This is a genomic window from Microtetraspora fusca, from assembly GCF_001570365.1.
Lineage (GTDB): Bacteria > Actinomycetota > Actinomycetes > Streptosporangiales > Streptosporangiaceae > Microtetraspora > Microtetraspora fusca.
This window is the reverse complement of record NZ_BBYK01000064.1, coordinates 70666-84144: the sequence shown is the minus strand read 5'-3', so window position 1 is coordinate 84144 and position 13479 is coordinate 70666. Positions and strand designations below refer to the sequence as shown.

Annotated in this window: 12 protein-coding genes; 7 read left to right on the top strand and 5 right to left on the bottom strand. The window is 72.1% G+C overall.

Going from position 1 to position 13479, the window contains the following annotated elements; genetic code table 11:
- Positions 1–62: 62 nt before the first annotated feature.
- Both AWQ68_RS30510 and AWQ68_RS30505 read right to left on the bottom strand, forming a co-directional pair.
- Positions 63–1835, bottom strand: coding sequence for a thiamine pyrophosphate-binding protein (locus tag AWQ68_RS30510; protein ID WP_066946902.1), 1773 nt, complete (start codon positions 1833–1835; stop codon positions 63–65).
- On the bottom strand, positions 1832–2605 hold the full coding sequence (locus AWQ68_RS30505; RefSeq protein WP_066946900.1) for a cyclase family protein: 774 nt from the start codon (positions 2603–2605) through the stop codon (positions 1832–1834). The genes AWQ68_RS30510 and AWQ68_RS30505 overlap by 4 nt, the downstream gene beginning before the upstream one ends.
- Before the next feature lie 173 nt (positions 2606–2778).
- Here AWQ68_RS30505 and dhaK point away from each other — a divergent pair, with 173 nt between their 5' ends.
- The 3 genes from dhaK to AWQ68_RS30490 all read left to right on the top strand — a co-directional run bounded on the left by dhaK (position 2779) and on the right by AWQ68_RS30490 (position 4890).
- A complete protein-coding gene (gene dhaK / locus AWQ68_RS30500) occupies positions 2779–3771 on the top strand; it encodes a dihydroxyacetone kinase subunit DhaK (RefSeq protein ID WP_066946897.1) in 993 nt (330 codons plus the stop codon).
- A gap of 27 nt (positions 3772–3798) precedes the next feature.
- Positions 3799–4452, top strand: a complete 654-nt coding sequence (gene dhaL, locus AWQ68_RS30495) for a dihydroxyacetone kinase subunit DhaL (protein ID WP_245656225.1) — start codon at positions 3799–3801, stop codon at positions 4450–4452.
- 63 nt (positions 4453–4515) lie between these two features.
- Positions 4516–4890 (top strand): PTS-dependent dihydroxyacetone kinase phosphotransferase subunit DhaM, encoded by a 375-nt coding sequence (locus tag AWQ68_RS30490; protein WP_066946895.1) that lies wholly within the window; start codon positions 4516–4518, stop codon positions 4888–4890.
- Positions 4891–4984: 94 nt separating this feature from the next.
- Here the strand turns inward: AWQ68_RS30490 and AWQ68_RS30485 are convergent, their stop codons facing one another.
- Positions 4985–5488 carry a hypothetical protein gene (locus AWQ68_RS30485; protein ID WP_066946891.1) on the bottom strand — a complete coding sequence of 168 codons (504 nt, stop codon included), beginning with the start codon at positions 5486–5488 and terminating at the stop codon, positions 4985–4987.
- A 569-nt stretch (positions 5489–6057) separates the two neighbouring features.
- Positions 6058–6312 carry a Smr/MutS family protein gene (locus AWQ68_RS30480; protein WP_066946890.1) on the bottom strand — a complete coding sequence of 85 codons (255 nt, stop codon included), beginning with the start codon at positions 6310–6312 and terminating at the stop codon, positions 6058–6060.
- Positions 6313–6555: 243 nt separating this feature from the next.
- Here AWQ68_RS30480 and AWQ68_RS30475 point away from each other — a divergent pair, with 243 nt between their 5' ends.
- On the top strand, positions 6556–9897 hold the full coding sequence (locus tag AWQ68_RS30475; RefSeq protein WP_245656223.1) for a S8 family serine peptidase: 3342 nt from the start codon (positions 6556–6558) through the stop codon (positions 9895–9897).
- A gap of 151 nt (positions 9898–10048) precedes the next feature.
- Here AWQ68_RS30475 and AWQ68_RS30470 read toward each other — a convergent pair whose 3' ends face one another.
- Positions 10049–10477 (bottom strand): CBS domain-containing protein, encoded by a 429-nt coding sequence (locus tag AWQ68_RS30470; protein ID WP_066947009.1) that lies wholly within the window; start codon positions 10475–10477, stop codon positions 10049–10051.
- A 211-nt stretch (positions 10478–10688) separates the two neighbouring features.
- Here AWQ68_RS30470 and AWQ68_RS30465 point away from each other — a divergent pair, with 211 nt between their 5' ends.
- From AWQ68_RS30465 to AWQ68_RS30455, 3 genes are all read left to right on the top strand, one after another.
- Positions 10689–12080 carry an aminopeptidase P family protein gene (locus AWQ68_RS30465; protein ID WP_066946887.1) on the top strand — a complete coding sequence of 464 codons (1392 nt, stop codon included), beginning with the start codon at positions 10689–10691 and terminating at the stop codon, positions 12078–12080.
- Positions 12081–12229: 149 nt separating this feature from the next.
- Entirely contained in the window at positions 12230–12892 is a 663-nt protein-coding gene (locus tag AWQ68_RS30460; protein ID WP_066946885.1) for a 4'-phosphopantetheinyl transferase family protein, read from the top strand.
- A 77-nt stretch (positions 12893–12969) separates the two neighbouring features.
- Complete coding sequence (locus AWQ68_RS30455; protein WP_157545933.1) at positions 12970–13443, top strand: MarR family winged helix-turn-helix transcriptional regulator; 474 nt, start codon at positions 12970–12972, stop codon at positions 13441–13443.
- Positions 13444–13479 lie beyond the last annotated feature (36 nt).

Genomic DNA, 13479 nt, shown 5'->3' with positions numbered 1-13479 from the left:
ACCGTAACCTCTCGATCCGGCCCCTTACGACGGCCCCGTCCGCCGGGGCGGGGCCGTACGGATCAGTGCGCGCGGAACGCCTCCTCCAGCCACCACGCGCCCCGCTCGCGGGTCACCTTGGCATGCACCACCAGGGGTGCCTCGCGCGGTCCCTTCAGCCACTCGGCGACCCCCGCCAGGTCGGCCCGCTCGCGTACGGTCACCGCCTGGCAGCCGAAACCCCTGGCGATGGCCGCGATGTCGGCGGCCGGGAAGGTGACGGTGTCCAGCGGGTGCCCCTCCGGCCCGAAGTGGTGGACCTCCGCGCCATACGCCTCGTCGTCGTAGACCACGACGATCATCGGCAGGCCGAGCCGTACCACGGTCTCCAGCTCGGCGACGCCCATCAGGGCTCCGCCGTCGCCCAGCGCGGCCACCGGCAGGCGGTCCGGGCGTGCGAGCGCGGCGCCGATCGCGGTGGCCAGGCCGAGGCCGATCGACTGGAACGCCTGGGTGAAGCAGAAGCCGTTCGCGTCCGGGACCGACAGGAACATCGTCGGATATCCCATGAAGTTCCCGGAGTCCACGGAGACGATCCGCTCGGCCGGCAGCAGATCGTCCAGCTCGATCGTGAGCGTGCGCGGGTCGATGCGCCCGCCCCCGCTCTCGTCCTGGTACGGAACGTCCCGCCAGCGGATCTCCCGTGCGATCCGCGCGGCGAGCTCGGGGCTCCGGTACCCGTCGCGGGGCGCTCCGAGGGCCTCGGTCACGGCCCGCGCGGTCTCCGCCGCGTCGCCGATCACGCCGAGATCGACCGGCCGGTGCGCGCCGAGCGCGTCCTGATCGATGTCGACCTGGACGACGGTCGCGTCCGGGCCGATCAATGAGCCGTGCCGCGTGGTCCACACGTTCAGGCCGCAGCCCCAGCCCACGACCAGGTCGGCGCCGCGGATCAGCTCGGCCGCCAGCGGAGAGGCGAAGCCGCCGCTCACGTCCAGGTCCCACCGGCTCCCCCGGAACAGCCCGCGCGAGACCGCCGACGTGGCGAGCAGCGCGCCCGACCGCTCGGCGAGCGCCTCGATGTCCCAGCGCGCGCCGCGCGCTCCCCGACCGGCGACGAAGACCGGACGCTGCGCGGCGGCGATCAGGCGGGTCAGTTCGGTCACGGAGTCGGCCGGGGCCGGCCCCGTCTCCGCCGGCTCGGCGTGGTCGGAGAACGCCGGGTCGGACGGCTCGCGCCCCTCCTCCCCGAGGTCGCGCCACGCGCGGTCCCGCAGGTCGCGGACGGCGGCCCAGGCCCGGCTCCCCTGCTCCCCCGCGTCGGCGATCCGGCTCGACCGCAGCTCCCGTACGGCCTGGGCGACGTCGTCGGGCAGGACCGCGCCCTGCACGTCGAGGGGGAGGTTGAGCAGGACGGCGCGGCGGCCGAGCAGCGCGGTGAGGTAGGCCAGGACGGTGTCCTCGACGACGCTCTCGGCCGAGTCGACCCGGGCGGCGAGCGCGCCCACGGCCGACACCAGGCCCGGCTGGTCGATGCGGAAGTTCGACCGCGGCGCGGTCGCCTCCCCGGCCAGCACCAGCAGCGGCGTGCGGCTCTTGGCCGCTTCGGTGATGCCGGTCAGCGCGTTCGTCAGGCCCGGCCCCTGGTGGACGCTGAGCACCGCCACGGTGCCGCTCATCCGCGCGTACGCGTCGGCCATGGTGGCCGCGCCGCCCTCGTGGCGGGCGGCCACGAAGCGCACGCCGTGCTCGGAGAGCGCGTTGGTCACGTGGAAGTTGCCGCTGCCGACGACGCCGAAGGCGGTGTCGACTCCCAGCGAGGCGAGGACCGCGCCCACGGCCTCGGCGACGTTCACCGCTCCACCAGGGCGAGGACGCGGGCGGGGCTGCCGGAGCCGCCGACGATGGGGAGGGGACCGGCGACGACGACAGCCCCCGTCGGGGGCAGCCGGTCGAGGTTGCGGAGCTGGGTCAGGCCGTACTTGCCCGCGCCGAGCATGAACGCGTGGCAGGGGAACGCCGGGTCGAAGGAGTGCGCCGCGCCGGCGTCGGTGCCGACCGTCTCCACCCCGATCCCGATGATCGGCGTGCGCTCGGCCAGGTGGCGGGCGCACTCGACCGAGATGCCGGGGGTGTGCGGGCCGTTCTCGTCGGCGTTGAGGATGCTCTCCTGGTCGTGCGCGCGGGCGTCCCAGCCGGTGCGGTAGAGGAGCCAGCCGCCGTCGGGCAGCGGGCCGTGCTCGGCCTCCCAGGCGGTGACGTGCTCGACCTCCAGCAGGAAGTCGGGGTCCTTGGCGGCCTCGGCGGTGAAGTCGAGAACGGCGGCCGGGGCGAGCAGCCGTCCGGGCGCGACCTGCGCGACGTCCTCGCCGTCCCGGCCGGTGACCCAGTGGACCGGCGCGTCGAAGTGGGTGCCCGTGTGCTCTCCCGTGGTGATGTTGTTCCAGTACCACGCCGGTCCCCGGTCGTCGTACCGGCTGATCTCCTGGAGGCCGAACGGGACGGTGTTGCCGAACGGTTCGGGCAGCATCAGGATCGGCGTCGACTCCGACAGCGGCGCGGTGAGGTCCACCACCTCGATCCCGCCGCCTCTGATGCCCTCCACGAGATCCCGCAACACCGACATGCGCCCCGCCTCCCATCCGTCGCAGATCTCCAGAATCCTCCTACAAGCGCCGTCGTGAGCGCCAGATCACCCGCGCTTCCGCCCGGTCCGTACGGACGGGGGAAATCGAGGCGTGCCGTCCCGTGTGACCGGGCAGGCGTAAAGGGGACGGCCCCCCACACGAGGACGGCGGCATGAAGAAGCTCATCAACGATGTCGGCTCCGTGGTCACCGACACCCTGCGCGGCGTCGCGGCGGCGCACCCCTCGCTCAGGGTGGACATCGAGAACAAGATCATCTTCAGGCGGGACGCGCCCCGGCCGGGCAAGGTCGGCCTGGTCTCCGGAGGCGGCTCGGGCCACGAGCCGCTGCACGGCGGCTACGTCGGCTACGGCATGCTCGACGCCGCCTGTCCCGGCGAGATCTTCACCTCGCCCGTCCCGGACCAGATCGTACGGGCGACGACCGGCGTGAACGGCGGCGCCGGCGTCCTGCACGTCGTCAAGAACTACACAGGCGACGTGCTCAACTTCGAGATGGCGGCCGAGCTCAGCGACGACGAGGGCGTGGAGGTGGCCCGGGTCCTGGTGGACGACGACGTGGCCGTGCGGGACTCGCTCTACACCGCCGGACGCAGGGGCACCGGGGCCGCCGTCTTCGTGGAGAAGATCGCCGGTGCGCTGGCGGAGGCCGGGGCCCCGCTGACCGAGGTGGTCCGGGTCGGCAGGGAGGTGAACGACCGCAGCCGCTCCTTCGGCGTCGCGCTGAGCGCCTGCACCACCCCCGCCGCCGGGAGGCCCACGTTCGAGCTGGGCGAGAGGGAGATCGAGCTGGGCATCGGCATCCACGGGGAGCCGGGCCGCACCCGCGCCGCGCACCGGGAGGCGCGCGAGCTCGTCCGCATCGCGATGGACGCGATCGACGACGACCTCCCGCTCTCCGGCGAGACCCTGGTCATGGTCAACGGGATGGGCGGCACGCCGCTCATGGAGCTGTACATCGTCTTCGCCGAGGTGGCCGCGTACCTGAAGGAGAAGGGCGCGACCGCCGCGCGCCGCCTGGTCGGGAACCACGTCACCAGCCTCGACATGCTGGGCTTCTCGGTGACCACGTGCGCGCTGACCGACGAACTCACCCGGCTGTGGGACGCTCCGGTGGAGACGCCGGCGCTGCGCTGGGGCCGCTGACCGACACCCGACCCTCAGGAGTCCCCCTTGGACACGCGGTTCTTCGTCATCTGGATGGAGGAGATCACGGCCGCCGTACGGGCCGGTCGCGACCATCTCACCCGGTTGGACGCCGCCATCGGCGACGCCGACCACGGGACCAACCTCGACCGGGGCTTCGCCGCCGTCGCCGAGGCGCTGGCCGCCCGTCCGCCGGACACGCCGGGCGGCGTGCTCGTCCTGGCCGGGTCCACGCTGATCCGCAAGGTCGGCGGGGCCTCCGGCCCCCTGTACGGCACCGCCTTCCGCGATATGGGCAAGGCGCTCGGCGACGCCGCCGACGTGTCGGCCGCCGAGCTCGCGTCCGCGTTGGAGGCGGGGCTCGCGGGCGTACGCAGGCTGGGCGGCGCGGAGGAGGGCGACAAGACGATGGTGGACGCGCTGGCCCCGGCCGCCCGGGCGATGGCCCGGACCGTGGACGCGGGCGGCGATCCGGAGGAGGCGTTCGCGGCCGCCGCGGCGGCGGCCGAGGAGGGCGCGAAGGCGACGGTCCCGCTCGTGGCGCGCAAGGGGCGGGCCAGCTATCTCGGGGCACGCAGCGCCGGGCACGAGGACCCGGGGGCGGCCTCGACGGCGCTCATCGTCGGCGCGCTCAGGGCCGTCGCGACCCGCCGCTCGCCGCGCTCGGAGAGTCGCCCCTGAACGGGAGATCACGACCGTGGGGCAGACTCACGGGAACACGGAAGGAGCGCACAGGAGACCGCGATGGTGGGCATCGTTCTCATTTCACACAGCGGCGGCCTGGCCTCAGAGGCGGCCGAGCTGGCCAGGAGCATCTGCGGCGTGGACGTGCCGGTGGCGGCGGCGGGAGGCGCGGACGACGGCGGGGTCGGCACGAGCGTGGACAAGGTCATGGCGGCCGTCGCCAAGGTGGACCAGGGGGACGGCGTGGTCCTGATCCCGGATCTCGGCAGCTCCGTGCTGACCGCGCGGCTCCTGGAGAGCCCCGGTTCCGTCGTGATCGCGGACGTGCCGTTCGTCGAGGGGGCGATCTCGGCGGCGGTCGCGGCGGCGGGCGGCGCCCCACTGGAGGGCGTGCTCGCCGCCGCGGCCGAGGCCCGGTCCTTCCGCAAGCTGTGACCCCGGACCTACCGGCGCCCGCCGCGAACCGTTCCAACGCGCGGAACATGCCTCCGCGCGGTCACCGCCCGGGCGCATTCGGCGTGGAGCCGGTTCAACCGACGTTCTTGGCGACGACCACCGCGATCTTGGCCGCGGTGTCCTCACTGACGCCACCTGAGGTCACCACGAGGGCCGAGACGTCCCCCTTGCTCGCGACACAGATCGCCGTCGCATCCGTGTCATGGATGCACTTGGCGCCGTTGACGTTCTTCGGCTCCGCCCCACCACCGACGTTGGAGAGCATCGAGGACCAGGTCATGTCGAAGGCCTCGCCCCTGCCCGCGAGAGCCATGGCGAACCCATTGCCCTCCTCCGCGACATAGCAGTACGAACCGATGCTGCCGGCCTCGGAAACGTCGTTCATCGCGCCCCCTCCGAGGCTGCACGCGAACCCGGTCACACCACCCTTGCTGAGGGTGAGACCGTCGATCGTCTGCGGCAGCTTGTCGGATCCGGGCGAGCCCTGACCTGCGACATCGTTGACCTTGTTCGCCAGGAACAGGCCACCGGCGACGACGCCCGCGATACCCAGGACCGCGATGATTCCGACCACCACAAGCGAGATCAGGCAGCCCTTGGACAGGCCGCTCTTCGGACTCGCCGCCGGTGGCGGCCCCCAGCCGTGCTGGACGGGCCCCGGTTGTCCCGGTTGCTGACCCCACACGTGCTGGGCAGGTCCGGGCTGCCCCGGCGGCGGCCCCCATACCTGGTCAGCAGGTCCGGGCTGGCCCGGTGGCGGTCCCCAAACCTGCTGGTCAGGTCCCGGCTGACCCGGTGACGGTCCCCAAACCTGCTCACCAGGTCCCGGCTGACCCGGTGACGGTCCCCAAACCTGCTCACCAGGTCCCGGCTGACCCGGCTGCTGACCCCAGACGGGAGACGGGCCGCCGTCCGCACCGTCCGACCGACCCGTCGGTTGCTCGCTCATCCGTCTCTCCGCCCTTCGCGTAAGGAAAGGCCGCCCCCTCGGCAAGGCCGAGTATGGCAAGACGCCCACACGGCGAGCAATGTCGCCGACACCCCTTGGCCCGGCGTCCCGGATGCGGGCCCACACCGGGCTCCGTTGCGGGCAGCCGCAACGGGACATCCGAGGTAAGCGTTACGCCTGGTAGGCGCCGCGAGCGCTCATTTCCACTGGAAGTACACGAACAGCCGGCCGTGGTTCTTCGCGTCCTTGTCGATGCGGTGATAAAGCGCCTTGATCTCCTTCTGCTCCAGGAACCGCAGCACCTTCTTCTTGAGCTGGCCCGATCCCTTTCCGGGGATGATCTCCACCTGCGTCGCCTTGATCCGTACCGCCTCCTGGATCACTCCGCGCAGCGCCCGGTCGATCTCGCGGCTGTTGTTGTAGATGTCATGGAGATCAAGCTTGAGCTTCACGAGATCGAGTGTACGGCTTGGCAACTTCCACCCAAAGAGCCACATAAAGTCGGCATAAATAGTGATCTATACCTATTTTTGATCTCTAGTTAGACTCCCAGTCAGGTCCAGTCGCCTTACGGGGCGGCCGGCCACTCGTCGCCCAGGGGGAGGGTCGTGTGCCTTCCCGCGCGTTCAGGGCGGCGGTGCACGACACCCACCTTCCGGGCGGCGATCAGCGCAGCGCCCTCATGGGAGGTGTTCGTGTCAAGGAAGACCCCGTCCACCTACTTACGCCTGGCCGCCGTCGCGAGCGGTCTCACTCTCGTCGCGGCGACGATCCCCGCGGCATCCGCGACGGCGGAGCCGACCCCCGACCCCACCGGATCCTGGTCGGCCACCGCGCTCAACGCGGATGATCGCGTCCAGGGAGCCAAGTCGCCGAGCGGGCGGCTGGCCAAGAGCGACGCGCAACTGCTGGAGTCACGCTCGTCGGCGCCGGTGAACGTCGTCGTGAAGCTGGACTACGACTCGCTCGCGGCGTACCGGGGCGACCTGCCGGGCCTGCCCGGCACGAGCCCGTCGGTCACCGGAAAGTCCCTCGACCTCAAGAGCGCCGACGCGGCCAAGTACGGCAAGCACATCGAGGAGGTCGAGAACGCCTTCCTCGGCGAGCTGTCCAAGAAGATCCCCGACGCGAAGGTGGGCCAGCGGCTCCACACCGTGTACGGCGGCGTGGCGCTCACCCTGCCCGGCGAGAAGGCCGCCGAGCTGTTGAAGCTCCCCGGGGTCGCGGCGGTGCAACAGGACAAGCTGGAGCAGCCGCTCACCGACTCCAGCGCCTCGTTCATGGGCGCCGACGCGATATACAGCCGGCTCGGCGGGACGAACTCGTCCGGCAAGGGCGTGATCGTCGGCATCCTCGACTCTGGCGTCTGGCCCGAGCACCCGTCGTTCGCCGACCCGGGCAACCTGCCCTCTCCCCCGCCGAAGGCCGACGGCACCCCGCGTACCTGCTCCTTCGGGGACAACCCGCTGACCCCGGCGACCGACGTCTTCGTCTGCAACAACAAGCTGATCTCCGGCCAGCCCTTCCTCGCGACGTACAACGCGCTGGTGGGCGGCGAGGTCTACCCCGACAGCGCCCGCGACTCCAACGGCCACGGGACGCACACCGCCACCACCTCGGCCGGCGGCCCGGTCGAGCACGCGAACCCGCTCGGCATCGACCGCGGCGCGATCCACGGCGTGGCGCCGGCCGCCCACGTGGCGGCGTACAAGGTGTGCGGCGCCGGGGGCTGCTACCAGTCCGACTCCGCGGCCGCGGTGGCCCAGGCGATCGCGGACGGCGTCCGGGTGATCAACTTCTCGATCTCCGGCGGGTCGGACCCCTACAGCGACCCGGTCGAGCTGGCGTTCCTCGACGCGTACGCGGCGGGCGTCTTCGTGGCCGCCTCGGCCGGTAACGCCGGCCCGGGCGCGAACACGACCGACCACCGCAGCCCGTGGGTCACGACGGTGGCCGCCTCGACCCAGTCGCGCACCTTCCAGTCGACGATCACCCTCTCCGGCGGCGGCGCGACCGCCACGATCAAGGGCGCGTCGATCACCTCGGGCGCTGCGACGCCGCTGCCGATCGTGCTCGCCTCGGCCCCGCCGTACAGCGACGCGCTGTGCGTGCGCACGCCTCCGGCCGGGCTGTTCACCGGGAAGATCGTCGCCTGTGAGCGGGGCCCGAACCGGGTGCTCAAGAGCGCCACGGTCAAGAAGGGCGGCGCCGCGGGGATGATCCTCTACAACTCCTCGCCGCTCGACGTGATGACGGACAACCACTGGGTGCCCACCGTCCACATCGACAAGCCGGAGACCGACGCGCTGCTGGCCTTCGTCGCCGCCCACCCGGGCGCGACGGCGAGCTTCACGCAGGGCGAGAAGGCGACGTGGCAGGGCGACGCCATGACCACGTTCTCCTCGCGCGGCCCCGGCGGCGACTTCCTCAAGCCGGACGTGACCGCGCCCGGCCTGCACATCCTCGCCGGCCAGACGCCGACGCCGGAATCGGAGGTTGAGGGTCCGCCCGGCAACCTGTACCAGGTCATCGCCGGCACGTCGATGTCGTCGCCGCACGTGGCGGGCGCCGGGGCGCTGATGGCGGCCCTGCACCCGGACTGGACGCCCGGCCAGATCAAGTCGGCGCTGGAGACGACGGCCACGACGAAGGTCACCAAGCAGGACCGGACCACCCCCGCCGACCCGTTCGACTACGGAGGCGGCCGCGTCGACCTGTCCAAGGCCGCCGACACCGGGCTGACCCTGGACGAGACCGCGGGCAACTACGCGGCCTCGGCGACCGACCCGATGAGCCGGATCGACCTCAACCTGCCCTCGGTGAACGCGCCGATCATGCCCGGTGTGATCACCACGAAGCGCACGCTCGTCAACGCGACGAACAAGACGGTCGTCTACCGCGCGAGCGGCACCACCGTCAGCGGGGCGAGCATCACGGTGTCCCCGTCGGTGTTCAACGTCAAGCCCGGCAAGAGCGCCACGATCACCATCGTCATCGCCGCGCCGGACCTGCCCGAGGGGCAGTACTTCGGCCAGGTGGACCTCAAGCAGGTCAACGGCGACCGGGCGCAGCACCTGCCGGTCGCGTTCTACCGCCAGCAGGGCGCGGTGCCGATCGACCAGACCTGCGCGCCCGACACGATCGCGAAGAACACCGGCGTCTCCACCTGCACCGTGTCCGTGAAGAACAACACCCTGCAGGACGCCGAGGTCACCGCGGTCAGCACGCTCAACACGAAGCTGAAGGCCACCGGGGCCACCGGCGCCACCCTGACCGGGAACCGCCTCGTCACCGCGAAGACCACCCTCGCGGGACGGCAGCCCGACCGGCCGGTCATCGCTCCGGGGACCAACCCGGCGGGCGGCTGGCTCCCGCTGGCGAGCCTCGGCATCACACCGACGCCGATCGGCGACGAGGAGGCGATCAACTTCACCGTCCCGGCCTTCGTCTACGCCGGCAAGACGTACACGCGGCTCGGGGTCGTCTCGAACGGCTACACGGTCGCGGGCGGCACGACCGGCGCGGCGGACATCGCGTACGTTCCGCAGACGCTGCCCGACCGGACCCCGCCCAACAACGTGCTCGCGCCGTACTGGACCGACCTGGACGGCCGCGGGGCGCCGGGCGTGTACGCGGGGACGCTGACGGACGGCGTCCACCGCTGGGTGGTCATCGAGTGGCGCGTCCGCCTGTACGGGGACAGCACCGTACGGGCCTTCCAGCAGTGGATCGGGGTCAACGGCACCGAGGACATCAGCTTCGCCTACAACCCGGCCGCGCGGCCGCCCTACCCGGGCGACGACTCCGGCCTGACGGTCGGGGCGGAGAACGCCGACGGCACGGCGGGCAGCCAGATCACCGGCGCGCCGACGAGCGACTACCGGATCACCAGCACGCCGGGCGCGCCCGGCGGCACCCTGACCTACTCGTTCACGGTCCAGGGCTCGTCCGCCGGCACCGGCGAGGTGACGACGGCGACCTCGACCCCGCAGGTACGCGGCATCACCGTGGAGGTGGACAAGATCACCATCAAATGAGGCCGGCTCGCGGTCCGGCCGCCCGGCCGGACCGCGAGGCGGGAGGCGAGGACGGTCCGGGGGCGTCCGCGAGACGCCCCCGGTTCCCGTCCGGTGAGACGAGGAGGGGCCCGGCGCGTGCCGGGCCCCTTCCCCTTTCCGATCGGGGCGGTCAGCCGCGGATGTAGCCGACCAGGGCCTCGTTCTCCGTCTCCAGTTCGTCGATGCTGCTCTTGACGACGTCGCCGATGCTGACGATGCCGACGAGCCGCCCCTCCCGTACGACCGGGACGTGCCGGACGCGGTGGTTCGTCATGGTGCGGCGGAGCTCGTCCACGTTCGCCTCGGGGGTGCAGGTGTGGACCACAGACGTCATGATCGCGGAGACGGGGAGGTCGAGGACCGCGGCGCCGCGGTCGGCCAGCCGGCGCACGACGTCGCGTTCGGAGACGATGCCGGTGATGGTCAGGCCGTCCTCCGAGACGACCACCGCCCCGATGTTCCGCTCCCCCAGGACGGCCAGCAGTTCGGTGACCGTGGCGTCCGGCCGCACGGTCACCACGTCCGTACCCTTGCGCCGCAGAACTGTTCTGATCAGCATCGGCACCACCTCGGCTCCGGCCCGGCATGTTTTCCCTCACCATTGCCCTGGACGGGCTCCCCCTATGCGCGTCGTGGATCAGGGACGCGCGGATCACGGCGGGACGGGGCCCCTGGCGGAGAGCGCCCCGACGTGAGTGGAGGAGAATCGGGTGACCACCCGAATCAGTAATGTGTGAAATACCACTATTGCCCGCCACCCGGAGACAACGATGACGGACAAGCTCAACACCGGAAGCCACGACCTTCCGGTCACCGAGGCCCTCGCGGAGTTCATGACGACCGGCTGGGCCGACACCGCCCGGACCGACGTGCAGCCGCTGCCCCTCGCCGCGTACACCGCCAAGCGCCGGGCCGCGCTGGCCGCGCGCTTCCCCGGGGAGCGGCTGGTCGTCCCCTCCGGGACGCTCAAGGTCCGCAGCAACGACGACGACTACCGGTTCCGCTCGCACAGCGCGTTCACGTATCTGACGGGGGCTCAGGAGCCGGACAACGTGCTGGTGGTCGAGCCGTCCGGCGCGGCGCGGCTCTTCATGAGGCCGAGGTCGCCGCGCTCGGAGGGGCAGGAGTTCTACCGCGACCGCCGGTACGGCGAGTTCTGGGTGGGCCGCCGGCCCGACCTCACCGAGGCCGAGGAGCTCTACCAGATCGAGTGCGTCCACATCGACCGCCTGCCCGACGCGCTCTCCGGGCCCGCACGGGTGCTGCGCGGCGGGGACGGCTCGATCGACGCCCTGGTGTCGCCCGGAGAGGGCGACGGCGAGTTCGCCGCGTTCCTGGCCGAGATGCGGCTCATCAAGGACGAGTGGGAGGTCGCGGAGCTGCAGCACGCGGTCGACGCCACCGCCCGCGGCTTCGAGGACGTGGTCCGGGCGCTGCCCGCCGCGATCGCCCACCCGCGCGGCGAGCGGTACATCGAGGGGGTCTTCGGGCTGCGCTCCCGGTTGGAGGGCAACGCGGTCGGCTACCAGTCGATCGTGGCCTCGGGCGCGCACGCCTGCGTGCTGCACTGGATCCGCAACGACGGGCGGTTGAACCCCGACGAGCTGCTGCTCCTGGACGCGGGCGTGGAGAGCGACAACCTCTACACCGCCGACATCACCCGCACGCTGCCGCTGTCCGGCCGGTTCAGCCCGCTGCAGCGGCAGGTGTACGACCTCGTCCTGGCGGCGCAGGACGCGGCGATCGCGACCCTGCGTCCGGGCGTCCGGTTCCGCGAGTTCCACCAGGCCGCGATGCGCGTGATCGCCGAGGGCCTGCACGACTGGGGCGTACTGTCCGACCCCGACCTGGAAAGCGGCCTCTACCGGCGCTACACCCTCTGCAGCAGCGGGCACATGCTCGGCCTGGACGTCCACGACTGCGCGGCGGCGCGGGCGGACGCCTACCTCGACGGCGTGCTGGAGGAGGGTCAGGTGCTCACCGTGGAACCCGGCCTCTATCTGCAGCCCGACGACCTCACGCTGCCGCCCGAGCTGCGCGGCATCGGTGTGCGCATCGAGGACGACCTCGTCATCACCGCCGACGGCGCGCGTCTCATGTCGGTGGGCCTGCCCAGGCGCGCGGACGAGATCGAGGCGTGGATGGGCGGGCTGCTCGGCTGACCCCTCCGGCCCGGCCGGAAGCGGCCCCCGCAACCACCTGGCCGGCACGGGACCGGTCCGCTCCCGTGCCTGCCGGGCCGACGACCTCGGGCGGCCACAGGAGGCCTACGATTTACGCGTTGGTCACAATGCTCGAATAAGGTGAGGCCGTGCGCTCCCCCCTGATCTTCGCCGGCCACACCGACGAGGTCCTCGACATGGTCGGGGGGACGCTCACCGACGCCGAGCGCGCCCGGGCCGACCGCTTCACCCGCGAGCGGGACCGGCTCGACTTCGTCGCCGCCCACCTCCTCGTACGGCACTGCGCGGCCGAGTTCCTCGGCACCCGCGCCTGCCTGCTCACGCTGGTGCAGAGCTGCGAGCAGTGCGGCGGGCCGCACGGCCGGCCGCGGTTCGCGGAGGAGCCGGACCTGTCCGTGAGCATGTCCCACACCAGGGGGTACGTGTGCGCCGCGGTGGGACACGGCCGGGTCGGCGTGGACGCCGAGCACGCCACGGAGGGGCCGGCCGACCAGAGCCTGGCCTCCATCGCGCTCACCCCCGCCGAGGCCCGCCTGGTGGGACAGGACAACCGCAAGCTCATCCGGCAGTGGGTGCGCAAGGAGGCCCTGGTGAAGCGGGGCGAGCTCACCCTCGACCGACTGCGGGAGACCGACCTGTCCGGCCTGCCGCTCGACGACGGCGCCGCCCTGGAGTGGGAGGGCCGGCACCTGCTCGAATGGACGGCGGGCAGCGTCATCGCGGGCGCGATCACCGACAGCCCCGCCCGGCTGCGGCTCCTCGGCGGCCGGGCCGCCGCCGCCCGGGTGTGACCCCCACGCCCCGGGTCGCACCGCGTGCGCCGTCGTCGCAGGACACGCCGCGGCGGCGTGATCTTATGCTGGTCGGCATGGACGACCCTCGCTGGCTCAGCTCTCAGGAGCAGCGGGCCTGGCGCGCGCACCTGACCGTTCACCGGCTGCTGTCCCACCAGCTCGACCGCGAGCTCCATGAGGCCGGTCTGTCGCTGAACGACTACGAGATCCTGGTCAACCTCTCGGAGAGCCCCCGGCACCGGATGCGCATGAGCGACCTCGCCGACGCCACCGTGCAGTCGCGCAGCAGGCTCTCGCACCAGATTTCGCGCATGGAGGCGGCCGGGCTGGTGACCAGGGAGCACTGCGAGGACGACCGGCGCGGCATGTTCGCCGTGCTCACCGGTCTGGGCTGGGAGACCATCCAGCGGGTCGCGTGGGACCACGTGGCGAGCGTGCGCCACCACTTCATCGACCGGCTCACCGCCGACCAGGTCACCGCCCTGGAGACGATCTACGCCCCGATCGTGGACCACCTCCAGCGGGTCCGCGCCGGAAAGGCCTCCTGACCTCTGCCGCCCGCCCGGCGTGTGCCATACGCCGGA